This is a genomic window from uncultured Oribacterium sp., from assembly GCF_902481605.1.
Taxonomy (GTDB): Bacteria; Bacillota; Clostridia; order Lachnospirales; family Lachnospiraceae; genus Oribacterium; species Oribacterium sinus.
In genome coordinates, this window is the sequence record NZ_CABSXI010000042.1 from 1 (window position 1) to 17,806 (window position 17,806).

Genomic DNA, 17,806 nt, shown 5'->3' on the forward strand with positions numbered 1-17,806 from the left:
ACCGTACGTACAGTGCTGTGAGAGGACGGCGGTTAGTCACCGCCTCCTACTCGATCCGCTGCCTCCGTCCTGTCCAGAGCTCTTTTTCCAGGCACGCTCCTGCTGCCGCCTCATATTGCCTTCAAAAAGAACTCTGGATAGAACGGCTGGCGCTAGGAGAGGAAATGCAATAAAGCCCTAATTCCAAAGAAATCACAATAGAACGGTTGGGATCTGAGAGAATACATATTTCAGTGTATCTTTCCAGATGATTGCCTAGAAAAGGTATTTGAGCATTCCCATATAGGATGAGGTTGTGGTCAATCCATCATATTTGATACTGTAACTAGGCTTTAAGCCTTAGAAGATGTAAAATGCAAAGGATACGAAAAGAATATAGTTATAATTGGGAAAAGGTCATGGCGTGTTTATTCAATAAAAATGCAAGAGAAGCTGTAGAGGCAATGGTGCAGAAGCCGGAGTTTTCAAAAGAAGCTTTGGGGGAAGAATATCGTAAGCTGGAAGCGGAGGGTTTCCCTGATGGGGATAGGATTCGTTTTATTTCTGCTCTTGGAAATAGTGGCGAGATAGCTTATCATTACCAGCTAATCTGTAAGGACTGGGAAGAAGAGACGCAGCTTTTCTTAGAGAACAGTTTTGATTGTCATGGAGAAGAAGGGCTGAAGTTTTTATGGGAAAAGCTTTGCAAGATGGTAGAGCAGGAAAAAAGGAAGAGAGCATTTACTGCCTATTTGATGGCAGTATGTCTTTCCAAGTTAAAGCATAGAACGTTTTATACTTCCTATTGTGATTATTTGGCAGTTTTTTTGACCGAGCTTTTGGAAAAAGAAGGGGAAGCCTTTCTTCGTTCTAAGATGATTATTGCCCTTGGATGGGTGGGCTCTTTCAAGGAAATCGAAGTTCTTATAAAGCAAATGCATAGCGATGAAGATGCTCTTTGCAGAGCTTGGTCTGCCACAAGTCTTATGCAAATGTCTTTTCATCGAGTGAATAAGGCGGTTTTACAGGAAAAAATACGAGCAGATTTTGCAAGAGCTATCTTAGAAGAAAAGGATGCCTATAGCTGTGGACTGATCTTGGAATCCGCACAAGTTATATTTGATAAAAAGTGGATTACTACCTCTGCAATAGAAAATATAGAGCTTGAAAAAATAGAGAAGGCGAAGAAATCCGCCCTTAGATTTTTATATACGAAGTAAATAAAAGGAGAAAATAAACTCCTTATCAGGGGAGAATCGGGGAAAATCATAAAACAGTAAAAAAAAGAGCAAAAAAATAGAGCAAAAGAAATAGAGCAAAAGAAATCGCTTTATCGAAGCTCTAAGCTCTCCGCATTATACCAAAGAAAGCCATTCTCTTTACAGTACTGCTCAATCACTTGGCTTAATTCGGAATTCGCTTGATATTCTGTGAGATAGACGGAAAGGCCGGCAGTTTTTGCTTTTTCCAAATATTCTTCATAATAGGCTTTAGTTTCTTTATCCTGAGAAAGATAGGAGGGCTTGGAAAAATCGATTTTGGTGAAGACGCATTCCTGGTTCACACCGTCAAAGAGGCTTAAAGCGCTACCATCCTCTATGCTTTTTTGTACGAAAGTATCACCTCCATTTAAAATTAGAGGGAGGGAGTATTGCTTCAGCCCGGTCAAAATTGCTTTCAGCCCCTGATAGATTTCCTCTTTGGGATATTGGTAGTAAATGTCTGTGTTATCCAGAAAAAAACCGTCTAAGCCCATGGCGGCATATTGTTTTCCTAAGCTGTTGATTAGAAAATCCTGCCACTGTGGATTACTGACATCCATCCAGTATTCTTCCTCCCAGTTTTCATAGGGCGCCAGACTATCCTTTTTAAAATCTTCATAATAGGGGCGGAAATTTTCCAAGGCACCGATGTTCAGATAGCCGTAAACCTTTGTACCTTCCGTCTTGATTTCCCGAATCTGCTCAGGACTAAAGTTAGAAGGCTCCAGAACCACCATGCGGTAGCTTTTCAGCTTTTGGAGAGCTTCCTTATCCTTTCTCTCTATTCCGGTATTTCCGCTAATTCCAAGAAACACCCCATAGTCCTTTTTGGGGCTTTCAGCCTTGGTGCAGAAGCTGAGCGTAAGCAAAAAGAAAACACAAAGCAGCAGGGCGGGGAAAAAGCTGATTTGTGTTTTCTTTATTTTCATGGGTTCTCCTTATTTCTCATGCATCTTTCTGTAGCTTCCATCTTATTCTACTACTCGATATTCCTTTAGTACATGGTCATCTTCAAAAATCAGGGGTTTGGCACTTAAACCGTCGGCATCCTGATCATAGTAGCCCATTAAATAGTCATTGACCTCTTGGAGATTGGAAAATTCATCAACCTGATAGGGAAGCTCAAAGGCCAGCTTTTCAATAAAGAGATATTTGTCGCCGTCCTGTACCAGAACCCCCACATGCCCGACGAATTCCTGCACTTTATTCTTGCCGTCATCCATGGTCATAAAGACGGAAATCATATGCATTTTGTCGTTTTGGAAAGAGATTTCTTTCTCCTTCCAGGATTTTTGAATTTCTTCGGCCAAAACCTTGCTGTCCTTCGTATTTGTTACATCAATGTAGGAGAAGAGGGTATCGAATTTCTTCTTATCTTCTCCGGTGAAAATGTTTTTTGCGGAAATTGCATCAAAATCCGAAAAGAGCATAGTGGTATCCCCCGGAGTCTGGTTTCCTACAGAGATAAAATCTCCCATCAAAGAGTAGGCGGTAATTCTACAGTTTCTACCTACATATCCCCCTTTATCTAACCATGCATCCACCAGCTTATCTGTATCCAAGCTTGGAAATGCCTTGTCAATGGTGGTCATCTTTTGTACAAGATTGTCCTTCCCGACAGCATTGTTATATTCATCCACAGCGGCAAAAAATGCTTTGATTTTCTCATCTTTCAGACCTGCATTTTTTAAAGCATTGGAAACCCGGTCTCTACTTTCCTGATCCACCAGATTGGAATATTTTAGGGAGAGCTTTGCCTTACTTACAGGTGTAAGACTGTCGGAGACGTCATTGCCTTGTTTAGTCTCTGCTACGGAAATCTCATTGCCTTGTTTTGTCTCCGCTACGGAAACCTCATTGCCTTGCTTAGTCTCTGCGACTGCAGCAGTACTTTCCTTTTTTGGGGAAGTCCCTTTATTTCCGCAGGCTACGGCAAGAAGGCTTAAGCCAAGCAGAAAAATTCCAAATTGCTTTTTTATCATAGAAGACCTACTTTCTGAAAATGTACTATAATACTCTCAGGCAAGTCTTTGCCAGAGAAAGTTTGCTCATTATGGAAGACTGTAGTTTTCCTCTTCAGGTTACAAAGAAAGGAGAATTTTGTATCTGAATAGTTTTTTTATAGATTGTTTTCCGATAGAAATTCCTTTCGACGCTTGTATACTGAATACCGATTTTGGGCTTATAAATCATCTATACAGTGAATTAAAAAAAATATTTATAACTTTTTCTATACAATAAAAAATATTTATTTCACTATTTTATAAATGATTTTTATACATGTTATCATCTTAAATATTTCTGAAAATGGGTAATTCAAATTGCAAAAGTACCGATAAAATAGTATGATGAACACACCGATAAACTTTTTTTCAGTAAGGGTAAAAGAAGTTTATTTTGGAGAAGGAGGAGCCATGAAAATCGAGAAAATTGATGACAACTCCATCAAGTGTACTTTATCCAGTTTGGATTTATCTTCAAGAAATATAAATCTAAGGGATATGACCTATGGCTCGCAGGCTGCCAAGCAGCTCTTTAATGAAATGATGTTGAAGGCAAAGGAAGAAGTGGGATTTGCAATGGACAACACCCCTCTGATGATAGAGGCTATCCCTTTACAGGGCGGTGCGGTTCAGCTCATTATTTCTAAGGTGGATGATCCGGAAGAATTAGATACACGCTTTTCGAAGTTTTCCACCGCAAGCAACGGACAAAATGGCTGGATTTCAGAACTGGCCACCCAGATTCTTGAAGGCGCTCACGGACTGATGAAACAGTTGAAGGAGACAGAAGACAACAGTGATGAGGAGTTAGATGCTTCTCAGACGGAGACTAGACAGCAGGAAAAGAAAGAAGAAGGGCTTCGCTTATACCGTTTTCAGAGCTTAGACAGAGTGATTGATGCGGCGAAAGCAGTTCATGGCATGGATTTAGGAAACAATAGCCTTTATAAAGACGTGGATAAGAAGGAATTTTACCTTTCTATACATAGTAAGAATGAAGATATGGAAACTCTAAATCGCGTGGCAAATCTTTTGCTGGAATACGGAGAGAGATTACACGGTAATATGGCCAGTGAGGCCTATTATCAGGAACATATGGAATGTTTGATTCCCAATTCTGCATTGGAGAAATTACAGACAGTTTAAATCCCTTACAAAGTAAAGCAGATGTGATATACTGTTAGCTGCCAATTCTTAAGAAAAGAAGGAGGAAGGCTATGGAAGAAATTACCAAGGATATGAAAATCGGTGATATTCTGGCTTTAAATGAGCTGATTGCACCGTTTCTCATGCAAAACGGCTTAGGCTGTGTATCCTGTTCCGCATCCAGCGCAGAGTCTTTGGAAGAAGCTTGCGAACTCCATGGCATCAACGTGGAAGATTTGACGGAAGATTTAAACGATGTTTTAAGAGAGTATTTGGAAACACAGGAAGCATCGCAGAACGGGTAAAAATTTTTAAAAAGAAAAGAAGGCAGCTTGGCAGAATTTGCCGGGCTGTTTTTTTATTCCGGGGAGACTGTTGCTTTAGTATTACTTTAGTATTGCTTTGGGCTATAAGCCGGGAATTTCGAAATTTTCCATCGGAAAAAATGCTGAAATAGTGTGAAGAAAAAATTTTTTGAAAAAAATCGAATTTCCTGTTGACAACTAGGAATTCAAAGTGTATTATAGCCTCAGTTAGATAAAACTAACTGTTGTGAATTTGCAAATACCTGGTTTGTAAACTTCATAACTGCCCGGTGTTCGTGTCCTCCTGACCATAAGCACGACACATGGGAAATCTCCTGAAATAAATAGACTCAACTTAAGTGTCCGTCCACAAGACGGGAAGAAAGCAGAAGGCGCTCACCTTCTGCTTTTTTCGTTCTCAAGGAGTATCATTCGCAGAATGTAAAATATTTCCTTGTAAAAAAGAACCCAATGGCAGTTCTTTCTGTTTGTTATAAATTCAAAGAAAATGACGATATTAGATAGACGAATTGTGCAAAAATTAAAAATTAAGAACTAAATTGGGCGATTTTACAAAGGACATTCGGTAAAGAGCTAATGCGGAAGACTTTCCGGAGGAAAAGACGGAAGGAAACAGGTATTTAAGAGGAATGTCTGTTGAAGGGAGTATTTATGAAGCGCTTTTTAGCACTATTTTTGGCCGTGTCTATCAGCTTACAGAGCTTTACCGCTGTGGGAGAAAGCTCAAGACTTGTAGGGGATAGTTCCGTTTTGAATGGGCAGGCTACGGAGGAAGGGATATCTTCCGAGGGATCCACCGGATTGAGCCGGGAAAACGGAGAGGAGAATAGGGAGGAGACTGTAGCACAGGGAGATGCCGAAGCAGCTTCCAAAGTTGAAGTAAGCACCACTGATGCAGGAACCACTGAAGAAACAGGAGAATCCCGGAAAAATCTTGCGGCTCAAAGCAGGGAAGCGAATGAGCAGGAAGGATTTTCAGTAAAAGAAAGTGCTAAGGGAGCGGAGAGTGAAGAAACGGAAGGGGAAACACTTCCTACTTTGTCCTACTCTACCATCGAAAGAAACGAGAAAAAGCAATTTCAATATAAGGATGATGAGGTTAGTGTAAATGCTGAGCTGGAATATCCGGAAAGTCTGCCGAAGGGCGTTGTGTTTTTGGTTCGTCCGATTTTAGAGGAGGAAAGAAAGGAGCAGTACCGGGCTTATAAGGAGGCTTTACTGGAAGCAAAAAACGAAGGGAAACAAGATACAGAGAATGGGGAAAGTGCCGGGGAAGAGGGCTTTGTACTCCATGACCTTAGACTGTATGATGTAGGCTTTTTCCTTAAGGAAGAAAAAACCGGAGATTGGGAAGAGGTTCAGCCGGAAAAGGGCAGTGTAAAGATTAATTTTACTCTTCAGGAAGCTTTGGAGGGAGAGGGAAAGCTGCAGGTAACCCATCTTCCTATTAAGCAGGAAAAAAAGCAGGAGGGAATCAACAGCTTAGAGATTCCGAATCTGCAAAAAGAAGATATTCTTGTGGAGGATTTGGAGGTTAAGGAAAACAAGGCCTTCTTCAGCAAGAAAGAACGAATTCAGTTTAGTCTGGATAGCTTCTCCACCATTGGAATTTATAAAGGAGAGGTCAATGCCACAGATCATATTTTGAATGATGTAAAATTTACTTTAAATAACATCAATGTACAGCTAAAGAACAGGGGAGGACAAAAGGATTTTCAGCAAGTTGGAAAAGAAGGAAATACCGTTAGCTGGAAATTAAATGAGAATTACTCTCCTTATGAAGTGGAAAACTTACATATGGATATCCGTTTGGTAAGGCCGGGAGACAGCTTTACCGTAAAAAATGGAGAAAAAATTCTCTTCAGCTTCCCTTCTATTTTACGGGCAAAAGGAGCCGGTACCTATTACAATACCGGATATCCCGCTAAAAAATTCTATAAATTTACTATCCGGGAGAATCCTGCCACCAAGAATTGGGAGCTGGAAGTGGAATTCTTACAGGATTTTGAGCTTTCCGCTTATGGGGAGATTAAAGGAATCATCACCTTGGATTTTAGCCTGGACTCTACTAAGCTTACGGAAAAGACGGATAATTCTGTAGAGATTTCCTTGCCGGAGCAAAATTATAAAATCATTCTTCCACCCCTGCCATCCGTGATTTCCGGGGTAAAGAAGGTGGCGGATGCACAGCCTGCCAAGGGACAGGTGGCATGGAATATTACTGTGGGAGAGGATTCTCCCGGTGTTGCCTTAAACGGTTTAACAGTTACCGACAGTTTTCCAAGCAACCATCAGGTCTTTAAATCGGCTACCTGGTTGGGAAAGAAAGATCCCTTAACCGGTCAGGATATGACTCTCCAAATGACGGAAGCTTCGGGAGGCGGAAGTGGTATGAGCACCTACAGCTATACCTTCCCGGAGAGCGGAGAAGTGATTCGTGCTCCTCAGACGATTCGGATCGTTACCGGCATTCGGGGAGAGGTATATAAGGATAAAAATGCCACTACCCTTAGAAATAACGTGAGCTTAAGTCATAAAAGTGAAGCTCGTCTTCCCAAGGATACGAGCAAAAGATCTACCTTTGCCTTAACCACGATTCCGAAGATTAGCTTAAATAAGAGCGGAACACAGGTTAGCGGAAATCGTGTCCGTTGGAAAATGGACTTTAATAACAACAGAGCGGCAGCCTATCAAGCCAGAGTATTGGATAATCTGGGGAAGGGCCTTACTTTAGATGAGAGCAAGGGAATCACCATTCGCTATGGAGATAGAGAGGCCACCGTTTTAAAGCCCAATAACAATCATGTGAATCTGGCGGGAAGAGGCTTTGGAGACGTTAATGATGTATCCTATGACTATAGTAAGGGCACAGGCCCTAATGGGGGAGATACCTTGACCCTTGCCTTCGGCACTCGCTTTAAGGAGCCCTACAGTATCGAATTTGATACGCTTGTTGCGGAAGACTTTCCTTTACAGGGAAGCGGCACAGACACAAGCATTGGGAACAAGGCCCAGGTGGTAGCCACCTATCCCACAGGGGACGGGGTAGGCAGCGGAATTTCCGAGGAACTCTTTAATGAAACCCCAACCATTTCCGCCCCCTTTAAGTCCATTTTCCTGGAAATTAAGGGAACAGGAACGGATTCCAGAAAGGCTCTGTTAAACTGGAGGGTAAAGGCCACCACCAAGGAAAATTATGAAAAATTAAAGCTTGTTATTAACAATGGACAGTATCATGAATTTAACAGCCTAAATCTTCGCTATGGAGAAGGGGCTTCCGCCTCTAACCTATTTGTGGATAAGGCAAGTAGAGACAAGCTTGTGAATCAAACACAGACGGAAACCATTATGGCAAGCGACGGGGTTACTCCTATTGCTACCTTAAACCTGACCTATCTTCCCAGCACCGGAGCTCCGGCAGGGGGAAATGTGGAATTAACCGTAATCCGAAACAACGCAGTTCCTGTAGAAGAGCGTTTTGATATTGGCTTACTGTCCTGGAATCACGATTCCAAGGCACTGTACTATATGACGAGAAAAGATGGAACTCAGTCTTTTGGTAGTAATGCCACCCTATCCCTCTATACCCATAAGGAGGATATAAACCCCTTTAAGACGGTGAGGTCTGTGGCGGAGCCTCAGAAAATGAGCCCGGATATGCTGAGAAAAACGGTGCAAAGCTTTTACGATGATGAGCAGAAGCGTGCCTATTTCCGTTTCCAAATTACGGCAAATGCCAGTCGTATGGAAGATTTGAAGAACTTTGTATTACAGGATGACCTGCAAAATATCTTTAAATACCAAAAGCCCAACGGGCAGACACAGCCTTTGGATTCCAAGTATTTTACCATTACCACGGCATCGGACAGCAAATATCCCACACTGGCAAGAATAGGAAGCGGAACTGCGGAACAGATTGTATCCGGCAGTGAGCTGACGGTAGATAATGTGGCGAAGAGGGTGGAACTGAACTTACAAAATCCTTTAAATGATACCCTGTACATGGATATTTATGTTTATCTGAATCAGGAAGGGCAGGATGTTCTTTTTGAAAATACCAATGCGGCAGGGCTTAATTTGCAGGAAGCCACCATCAGCACCACCAATAGAGTGACTATCACCTCTACCAGTTTTCCCACCTATTTAAGTGGCGGAAATCCGATTGTTCATGACGCAACAGCCTCAGGAACCGGAAAAACCCAGGTGATTCCCAATAAGATCTTGGTCAAGGAGGGAGAACAGGGTAAGGCAGGTTCCCGCTATCAGGGTGTTATGAACTGGAAGGTGCTGATTAATCCTCTGGGCGGAAATATTACCGGAGGAACCGTACTGCTGGATAAGATTCCCAAAGGGCTATTCCTGGATATGAAGTCCATTAAGCTCTATAGAGTAAAGCATCAGGATCATTCTATAGAGATTAACGGAGATGTAAATGATCCCAACAATGCTACCCTTGTGCCGGATACGGAGTGGGAAGCCAAGCGACTTCGCCACTTTGATGACCAGCATGACCTGGTGACGGAGCTGGAAATCACTTTAAAAAATTCCACTACCGATACCTATGTTCTGGCTTATTCCACGGATATTACGGCGGATATTGAAAATACGACACCACCCTTTGAAAATGTGGTATATGTGAAAAAGGCTTCCGGAGCCCCGGATTCTATTGCGAAAAAGTCGATAAAGGCCCAGTCCTTTGACTATTCCACCGGCTCCAAGAAGGTGCGCTATGTCATTAATAAGAAGGATTCCCTTGCAGATAACAAGGTAAGTCTTCCCCTGGCAGGAGCGGAGTTTGGCCTTTTTGAAGAGAAATACTTACCCTTTTTGAAAACGGCAAGTAAGGATGCCCTTCTAGGTATGGCCCATGACTACGGCGTTACCGATGCAAAGGGACAGGTGCGTTTCTCCGGTGAGGCGTATGATTCAAATTTTCCTACAGAAAATATTTACTACCTGATGGAGATGGAAGCTCCTACAGGTTATAAAAGAGATAGAAGAGTTTTCGGACCCTATAAGGAGGAAGCGGGAAGGAGAGAAATCAAACCGATTTATGAGGGAAAAGAAATTTCCGATGCTTTCTATAATTTTAGAGAGAGGGAGGAGTACAAAACCGGTTCCGCAGAGATTAAGAAGATTTACGAGGAAGAAAATCCTCGTCTTCCTAAGGTTTCCTATGTGGCCAAAGGAAAGGGAGATAAGACCGGTTATAAGACAAAATTTAAGTTTTATATTAATCCGGATCCGGAGATGAAGGGAGATTACTTTAAGGAATTCCCTATGGTGAAGGTAGACGGAGAAGCCGGCGTATACGAGTATCCTGCCGGTATCGGCTTTGGGGAAAGCGCAGAGGTGGAAACCGCTCCTGCAGTGGCAGTACCGGACGGACAGGGAGGCTTTACTTATGAGGGAAGCCTGCAGTTAAACGGCCTACCCTGGGGACAGTATGCTTTGGAAGAAATTGATACGGAGACAGGATATCTGCTCAGCAATCGTATTATCTTTAATGTAGAGCGTGAGAAAACCCCTAACGGCACCCCCGTAAGCAGCAGTACCCTGAACTATCAGGGAGAAAAGGACGGGGATAGAGTGGTTCTTCGGAATTACCCCACAGTCTTCTCCTTTGAAAAGAGGGATGGAGAAGGAAATGTTCTGACGGGAGATATTCTGAAGGGCGCAAAATTCCGTATCACCGGAAAAACGGAGGACTTCCTGCAAAGTAGGGATACTTCTTCCCGTTATACCTTGCATAGTGCCGGAAACGAGTCCTATATTCTTCTTACGGAAGAGGAAATGAAGAAGGAGGGTGGTTTACTAGGTGTCTTAAAGACCGGAGTGGAGTATCGCTTTAGTGAGGAAGTCCCTCCAAGAGGCTATGAAAAGGGACCGGCAATTCCATTCACAATTAATGCTAATAGCGGAAATCTGGAATTGAAGCAACCGGCAAACAATTCTTCGGAGGCAGGTTTTTATACCTCTGATGGAGCAAAGCTGATTTTAAAGGATAATCCTACCCGAATCTTAATTTCGGAAGAGGATCAAAATGCTTTTCCGGTGTCTCATTCCTCCTATAAGCTTTATCTTGCCAACAGAGATGGAAGCAAAAAGGAAGAGAGTCCCGCATTTTCCTGGGATAATGGGGAAAATACGGAAAAAACCCTGGAGAAGCCGGTGGCAGGAGAGTATTACCGTTTGGAAAGAACGGCTCAGTCCATTCTTTATCAAAAAAATGCAACAACAGACTTTGCTCTTTTTAGTCTGTCTAAGGACGGAAAGAGCATCGAAGTGGTGGAAAGCCACGGCATTACGTTGGAAAAACGGGCGGATAGAAGTCTGATGGTGAAGGCAAAGCGAATTCTTGCAGAAGGAAGCTTAACAAAGATTGACAGAATCGATGAAAAGGCTTTGGAGAAGGCTACATTTGCCCTCTATCAGGTAAAGGACAGCGGAAAGGCGGACAAGGCGGAGGCGTTGGAACAGGGCGGAAAGATTGCCGACTTGTACCCGAATCTTGTGCTGAGAAAGCCGGAAAATGACCTGTATCTGGGAGACTTTACGACAGACGAATCCGGAAAGCTGTCCACGAAGGATGGGGGCAATAAGCAGAATCTTGCTTATGAAAATAAGCCTCTTTCTCAGGGACTGCCCGTGGGACTCTACTACTTCGTGGAGACTAAGGCGCCTACAGGCTACAGCATCGAAACGGAGCAATCCGGACAGGAAAAGAAAAAGTACTTCTTTGCAGTTCGCCCGAAGGAGGATGGAAAAGCAGTGCTTGCCCGTTCTCTGGAAAGCGTTTTGGAAGCAGAGGCAGGACTTCCTGAAACAGCCAACAGGGAAAAGGCGGGATTTGCAAAAAATACCAGAATTCCGGGAACCTTAAATCTTGTAAAGGAAGCGGAGCATACCGGAGAGAAACTGTCCGGGGCACAGTATGGACTTTATTTGGATAAAAAGGGAGAAATTCCTGCAAAGGACGATAGCGGAAAGCCTTTGGTGAAGGAAAGTAATGAAGAAGGCCGCCTAAGCTTTTCCAACCTGGAATGGTATCAGGACTATTATGTGAAGGAAGTAAAGGAACCCAGAGGTTATCGATTGGATCAAAAGGTCTACGGTCCCTTCCGTTTTTCCGCAAAAGAACTGGAGAAGGAAAGCACTCAGGTGGATAGAGTGACCGGAGTTCGTTTCAACCACTACGGCATTGACCCCCTTCTAAGCTATCAGGAGAAGGACAAAAAGCGAGAGCTTTGGGAAAACGAAGAAAAGTTGAAGGGACTTAAGGTGAAAATCAAAGGTCTTTTCAAGGGAGAAACGGCGGTTAGTGAAACAACCTATACCACCGATGAAAACGGAGGCTTTACTGTTGCAGGAGATTTGGTTGCAGGAGAGGATTACATCCTCCTGCCGGCGGAGAACCTTCCCGCGTCTCTCCATCCCATGAAAGAACTGCATTTCCAAATTGATAACCAGGACAATTTTGTGGTGAAGAAGGGAGAAGATTCTCAGATTTACTTTGTGAAGGACAATGTTTTGGAGCTTCCCAGAGAGAGAACCGCATTCCAGATTTCCACAAGAGTACAGCATGAAGAGGCAGGAAGGTCTGAAAATGCTGTCCTTCCGGGAGTGGAATTTATGCTCTATAAGGATGCAGCAGGCAAGGATGCCTTCAGCGGAAAACTGGTAGTCAACGGGAAAGAGGAGGAGATTACAGACGGTGTTGTAAAGACTCTTTTAGGAAAGCCGGAAAACTTGGATTCTTCCAAAAAGGGATATCTGATGCAGAAGAATAGACTTTATCAGGAGGGAACTTTACGCCTCCACGGTCTTCCCAAGGGAGAGTATTATCTGAAGGCGGTAAGCCTTGGAGAAAGACTTCCGGAAGAAGGAAATGTGGACTTTGAGGAAGAGAAAACAGCTTTCTACAAGCTGTCTCTTACCGATAGGGAGAGTCGCCTGGAAGTGGTATCCTCTTCCGACATTGAAAAAGCAACGAAGGCTACGGACGGCTATCATTTGCAGTACGGGCTGAAGAAGGCGGATTTCTCCTTCCATACCACAGACTTTAAAACCAGAAAAGAGGATATCAACAAGCAGAGCTATGCCCTCTATGTGGAAAAGGACTGGGCTATGGAAAAGCTGGTGAAGGGAGAGCTTTCCGAGGAAGATAGCATCATTAGCCGAGACAGCTTTAAGGATAGAGAGGCTAAGCCGGAAATCAGTATTGAAGGGAAAAAGTATGTTTTACTCTCTGTGCAGGAAAATGATGATTTCGGAAACTTGCGCTTCAAAAACCTTACCCGTGCACAGCGCTATGCTCTTTTGAATGTGACCAAGGAAGAAAAGTATCAGGATCCCACGGAAGCTCTGGTTTTCCAGCCTTCCGACGAGGGAGCGGTAATTATCTCCTATGGAAGAAACCACAGAATTCCCACAAGACCGAAATTTGCAGGAGCTTATAGTATTGAAGAAGAACTATATCTTAAGGATAAGGATGGCCTCTATCATCTGCTTGGAAAGGACGGTGTTTTGGGAGAAGGTTTTGCCCTAATGGAAAAAACCGGCTTCCAATGGTTGCTTTATGAGAAGGAAAAACGAGGGGGAGGCATAGGCGGTATCGGAGGAAAGAATAATGGCTTTAAACCTTCTATTCGTCCGGGAGATACGATTGTTAACGATAAGCGAAATCCTTATAATCAAAACCCCAAGAAGCCTATTCCCGGAAATCCGGGGAAGAGACTGCTTTTTATAGGCTTGGATCGGAATGGCAATCCTATCTATGTACCGGTGGATATTCTTCCGGATGAGGTTCGTCGATATATTGAAAAATACGGGATTCCCATTCCTTCAGGAGGAAACAGTCAAGTCTTAAAGAATCGTATTGTTCGACTGGACCCTAAGAAAAAGAAGAAGGGAGAAATCGGAAGCGGTTACAGCAGAGACGATTTAGCCCAGAGATTGGGAGAAATTCTCGGACAAAACCGTGACCTTTCTCGGGAAGATTTGGAAGAATTACAAATCATCGGAGAGTATTTGTCTGCCATTCGAAAGGGAAGAGTGGACAAATACGGAAGAGCGATAGCCACCGGAGATATGTCCACCATGGTTCTGAATTTTGGACTCTTCGGCTCCAGCCTTATGCTTCTTTGTGCCTATAGCTTATGGGAGAGAAAGAAGCTGGAAAGAAAGAGAAGAAGAGTAAGAGCGCGGAAGAGAAAAGAGTATTCCGATAAGCGTTCTATTTAAAGCAAAAAGTTTAAAGCAAAAAGCTTAAAGTTAAAAGCTTTAAAGGGAATAGCGCAAAGTAAAAAGTGTATTCGAGGTATCCTGTATTATGGAAAGGATTCCGCGGATACACTTTTTTTATACTTGACGTTCGAAAGCTTGGGTTTTATGGTGGAAGAGAATAAAAAATCGAACTGTAAAGAGACAGACCGAGACAGAAAAAAGATAGAAAAAAAGATAGAAAGAAAGATAGAAGAAAAGCAATAGAAAAGGAAAGCGATAAAAAAGATAGATAGCGAAGGAAGGTAGACGGAATGGGATTGGCATTAATTGAAAAAATCATCGCCTTGTTTTTGATGCTCTTTGCGGGCTTTGCTTTGGTCAAAAAAGATATTTTAAAGAAGGAAGACAGCCAAACCCTGTCCAAGCTATGCTTGTATTTGATTTCCCCCTGTGTGCTTTTCCATGCCTTTACAGTGGAAGTTACTCCGGAACGGCAGAAAGCTTTTTTCCTCTGCGGGATATTGGCGCTGGGGATACAAGGATTTTTTACCTTTTTTATCTTTCTTTTAGATAAGTTTTTTCCAATCACTGTAGTGGAGAAAACTGCGGTGATTTACAGTAATTGTGGAAACATTATTATCCCTATCGTAGCTTATGCCCTGGGGGAGGATTATCTGATTTATATCACTGCCTATATCGGTGTGTACAATATCCTGCTTTGGACTCACGGGATTTCCCTGTTTAAAAAGCAACAAAAGAAGATGGGAAGGGAAGGAAGCTGTTTGGAGGAGAATTTTAGGGATTCTGAAGAGGCTTCCCTTTTCAAGAAGCTCTCCGGATTTTTAAAAAATCCCAATATTTTGGCGATCCTTTTTGGATTTCTTTGCTTTAGTTTTCGGATTGACCTTCCAAGACCCTTGGGACAAGCCATTAAAGATATTGGGGGAATGATAGGTCCTGTCAGTATGATGGTTACCGGTATGGTACTGGCCAAAATGCCTATGGAGAATTTTTTTAAGAATAAAAGATTGTTTTTCGTGACTTTTTTGAGAATGGTATTTTTTCCGCTTTGTTTATTGTTCTTCTTCAAACTGGGGAATATAGCCGGGCGTCTTCCGATGGGAAAGGAGATTTTTTTGGTTACTTATCTTAGTGCCATTGCCCCCAGCGGAACCAGTGTGAATCAGTTTGCCATCATCTATCAGCAGGATGCGGAATATGCCAGCTGCATAAATATTTTCACCACACTTGTGGCCATTGTGACTATGCCGCTGTTTGTCTACCTCTACAGTTGGCTGATATAAAACAAGACGATAAAAAATATTAAAATTATTTAGCATGTAATATAGGCCTGAAAAATGGGCAGTCTGAACCCGCCGGTACTTGCGAAAAACAAAGGTACTGTAGTTTTTCGCTTAGTATCCGAAAGGACAGACTTTTCATCAGAAAAGTCGTCCTGTTACAGACCAACTTCCAAAGGAATTTGCTTTGCAAAGCAAAGTGAGCAGTGGTTAACAAAACCACTGCTCAGTCAGGCGAAGCTAGCGTGCCCCAATTTCAGGCCTATATTACATAAACGCTAAATTTTTTATACCTTCGTTTTATTCTTCTCCCAGCATTACAGAGGTGGACTTCACAATGGCAACGGCCTTAGCGCCTACTGTTAATCCAAGGTCCTTTACAGCCTCTAAAGAGATGGTGGAAGTGATAGTTACACCTTCTTCAATTTCCAACTTTACAATGGCGTTTACAGCCCCTTCCTGAATCTCCTTTACAGTACCCTTCCACTGATTTCTTGCAGAGATTTTCAGATTCTCATTCGCCAGCATCACTTCTGTAGCCTTTACGAAGATGCAAGCCTTCTTTCCTTCTGCAAGCTTTAAATCTTCAATCGCTTCCATAGAGATGGTGGAGCTAACAGTATTGCCACCGGGAGTTTCTAACTTCACAATGCCGTTTACGGCACCCTTACGAATTTCTTTTACATTTCCATGAAAATGGTTTCTTGCACTAATCATTTTAAAATCCTTTCTTGTTTTACTAAGTTGCACAGCCCAGTTTACTGGGAAACATAATAAATTGCCAGCAATCTTTTAATTATTTAGATGATTTTTAGAAATCATCTAAATAATTAAAAAATCAAATTTTGTAGAATTCTATAAGTTTTTAAACTTAGCAAATACGAAAGGATTTAAGAAAGGAGTAGCTCTATTCCTTGGCCTTTAAATATTGGTACACCTCCCTTTTTCCGATACCCCGATCCTTTGCCACCATTTTCATGGCTTCCTTTTCACACAGTCCATTGTCAAGGTATTTCTGTAAATGCTCCTCCATAGTCCACTCTTCCCACAGGGCCTTAGCCTCCTCCTTTTTCTTTTCTAAAGACTTTCCTTCTATAGCCAGAGCAAATTCTCCTCTGGGATCTTCTCCCTTATATTTCTCAATGGCCAGGTCCAGGTCCAGATAGAGAATTTCTTCGTGTTTTTTGCTTAATTCTCTTGCCAGGGTGATTTTTCGATTTTCCCCAAAGGCTTCTCGAAAGTCTTCCAAGGTTTTCCGCAAATGATGGGGAGCCTCATAGAGAAGAATCGTTCGTTCCTCTTCCTTTAATTGGGTGAGTAGTCGTTGCCGCTCTTTTTTATTGGCCTTTTCTGTAGGAAGGAAGGCCTCAAAGCAAAAGCGTCTGGTGGAGAGGGCGGAGAGGCTTAAGGCCAGAACAAAGGCAGCAGCTCCGGGAAGGCTTTCCACAGGGATTCCCTGCTCCACCGCCTGCTTCACCAGCTCTTCTCCCGGGTCGGAAATGCAGGGGGTTCCCGCATCGGTAATCAGGGCTATATGTTTTCCCTCCAAGCATTGCGCAATTAACTCCCTTGCCTTTTCCACCTTATTAAACTCATGATAGGCAGTCATGGGAGTTTTAATCTCAAAATGATTTAAAAGCTTGATGGAGTTTCTGGTATCCTCAGCGGCGATAAGGTCCGCTTCTTTCAGGGTGCGAAGTACCCGAAAGCTGATGTCCTCCAGATTACCGATGGGGGTGGCACATAAACTGATTTTTCCTATGGGCATGGGATTCTCCTTGATTTATGGAATAAAGGATGTTGCGTAATGTATTTTCTGACCTTATGCTGTAAAGCATATCATATCCGTAAATGGATAATATCCGAATGTGGATAATAGGTATTTTATCATACTTGTTTTATAATAGGGAAAGAAGCTTTTCTCATCATTTTAACTATCTTATTTTTATTCTGATAATCTTATATTAAACGATTTATTTATCTAAAATCATTTACTTTTTATTCTTTTCATCTTCTGAAAATCTATCACAGAAAGGAGTTTCCCTTTATGACTCAATCAGCTAAAAATTCAAACTTTCAACATACAGACAAGAAAGATATGGAGGACTTGGAAAAACGAAAAACCATAGAATCTTTCACTTTGATGGATGATATTTTCATGAGACTTGTATTTGAGGAAAAGTCTTGCACGGAATATGTTTTACAAGTTTTAATGAATAAAAGAAGTTTAAAAGTGAAAAAGCAGTATGTACAAAAAGATCTTCCTAATTTGTACGGTCATTCTTTGCTCCTGGATTGCTTTTGTGAAGATGATCAGGGGAATTCGTATAATATAGAAATTCAAAATACATCCAAAGATGCCGGGCCGAAAAGAGCCAGATATCATGCCGCGCTATTGGATATTCATTATCTGGGAAAAGGGGAGGACTTTACGCACTTACCCGAAAGCTATATTATATTCATTACAGATAAGGATATTTTCAAAGCAAAGAAACAGCTTTATCATATTGAAAGACTAACTATTAATAGTCAAGCATAAGATTAAGATTTTTAGAATAAAATAC

At 42.3% G+C, this 17,806-nt stretch carries 10 protein-coding genes; 6 read left to right on the forward strand and 4 right to left on the reverse strand.

Annotation, left to right across the window (positions count from 1 at the left end; all coding sequences use genetic code 11):
• Positions 1 to 398 precede the first annotated feature (398 nt).
• The gene (locus RDQ32_RS07795) at positions 399 to 1,199 is read left to right on the forward strand and encodes a HEAT repeat domain-containing protein (protein ID WP_308579853.1); all 801 of its coding nucleotides are present in this window, start codon (positions 399 to 401) and stop codon (positions 1,197 to 1,199) included.
• 110 nt (positions 1,200 to 1,309) lie between these two features.
• On the opposite strand, the gene RDQ32_RS07800 is transcribed toward RDQ32_RS07795, so the two are convergent.
• Both RDQ32_RS07800 and RDQ32_RS07805 read right to left on the reverse strand, forming a co-directional pair.
• Entirely contained in the window at positions 1,310 to 2,170 is an 861-nt protein-coding gene (locus RDQ32_RS07800; protein ID WP_308579855.1) for an endo alpha-1,4 polygalactosaminidase, read from the reverse strand.
• 42 nt (positions 2,171 to 2,212) lie between these two features.
• Complete coding sequence (locus RDQ32_RS07805; RefSeq protein WP_183684586.1) at positions 2,213 to 3,220, reverse strand: DUF4300 family protein; 1,008 nt, start codon at positions 3,218 to 3,220, stop codon at positions 2,213 to 2,215.
• A gap of 435 nt (positions 3,221 to 3,655) precedes the next feature.
• On the opposite strand from RDQ32_RS07805, the gene RDQ32_RS07810 reads away from it, so the two are divergent.
• From RDQ32_RS07810 to RDQ32_RS07825, 4 genes are all read left to right on the forward strand, one after another.
• Positions 3,656 to 4,390, forward strand: coding sequence for an adaptor protein MecA (locus RDQ32_RS07810; RefSeq protein ID WP_183684563.1), 735 nt, complete (start codon positions 3,656 to 3,658; stop codon positions 4,388 to 4,390).
• Positions 4,391 to 4,461: 71 nt separating this feature from the next.
• Positions 4,462 to 4,695 (forward strand): DUF1858 domain-containing protein, encoded by a 234-nt coding sequence (locus RDQ32_RS07815; RefSeq protein ID WP_007156801.1) that lies wholly within the window; start codon positions 4,462 to 4,464, stop codon positions 4,693 to 4,695.
• Positions 4,696 to 5,367: 672 nt separating this feature from the next.
• The gene (locus RDQ32_RS07820; protein WP_308579858.1) at positions 5,368 to 13,959 is read left to right on the forward strand and encodes a SpaA isopeptide-forming pilin-related protein; all 8,592 of its coding nucleotides are present in this window, start codon (positions 5,368 to 5,370) and stop codon (positions 13,957 to 13,959) included.
• A gap of 293 nt (positions 13,960 to 14,252) precedes the next feature.
• A complete protein-coding gene (locus tag RDQ32_RS07825; RefSeq protein WP_308579860.1) occupies positions 14,253 to 15,245 on the forward strand; it encodes an AEC family transporter in 993 nt (330 codons plus the stop codon).
• A 297-nt stretch (positions 15,246 to 15,542) separates the two neighbouring features.
• Here the strand turns inward: RDQ32_RS07825 and RDQ32_RS07830 are convergent, their stop codons facing one another.
• Together RDQ32_RS07830 and rsmI are read right to left on the reverse strand one after the other, a co-directional pair.
• Positions 15,543 to 15,959 (reverse strand): molybdopterin-binding protein, encoded by a 417-nt coding sequence (locus RDQ32_RS07830; protein ID WP_040649802.1) that lies wholly within the window; start codon positions 15,957 to 15,959, stop codon positions 15,543 to 15,545.
• Positions 15,960 to 16,149: 190 nt separating this feature from the next.
• A complete protein-coding gene (rsmI, locus tag RDQ32_RS07835) occupies positions 16,150 to 17,010 on the reverse strand; it encodes a 16S rRNA (cytidine(1402)-2'-O)-methyltransferase (protein WP_308579862.1) in 861 nt (286 codons plus the stop codon).
• 279 nt (positions 17,011 to 17,289) lie between these two features.
• On the opposite strand from rsmI, the gene RDQ32_RS07840 reads away from it, so the two are divergent.
• Entirely contained in the window at positions 17,290 to 17,781 is a 492-nt protein-coding gene (locus tag RDQ32_RS07840) for a PD-(D/E)XK nuclease family transposase (protein ID WP_308579863.1), read from the forward strand.
• The last annotated feature ends 25 nt before the right edge of the window (positions 17,782 to 17,806 follow it).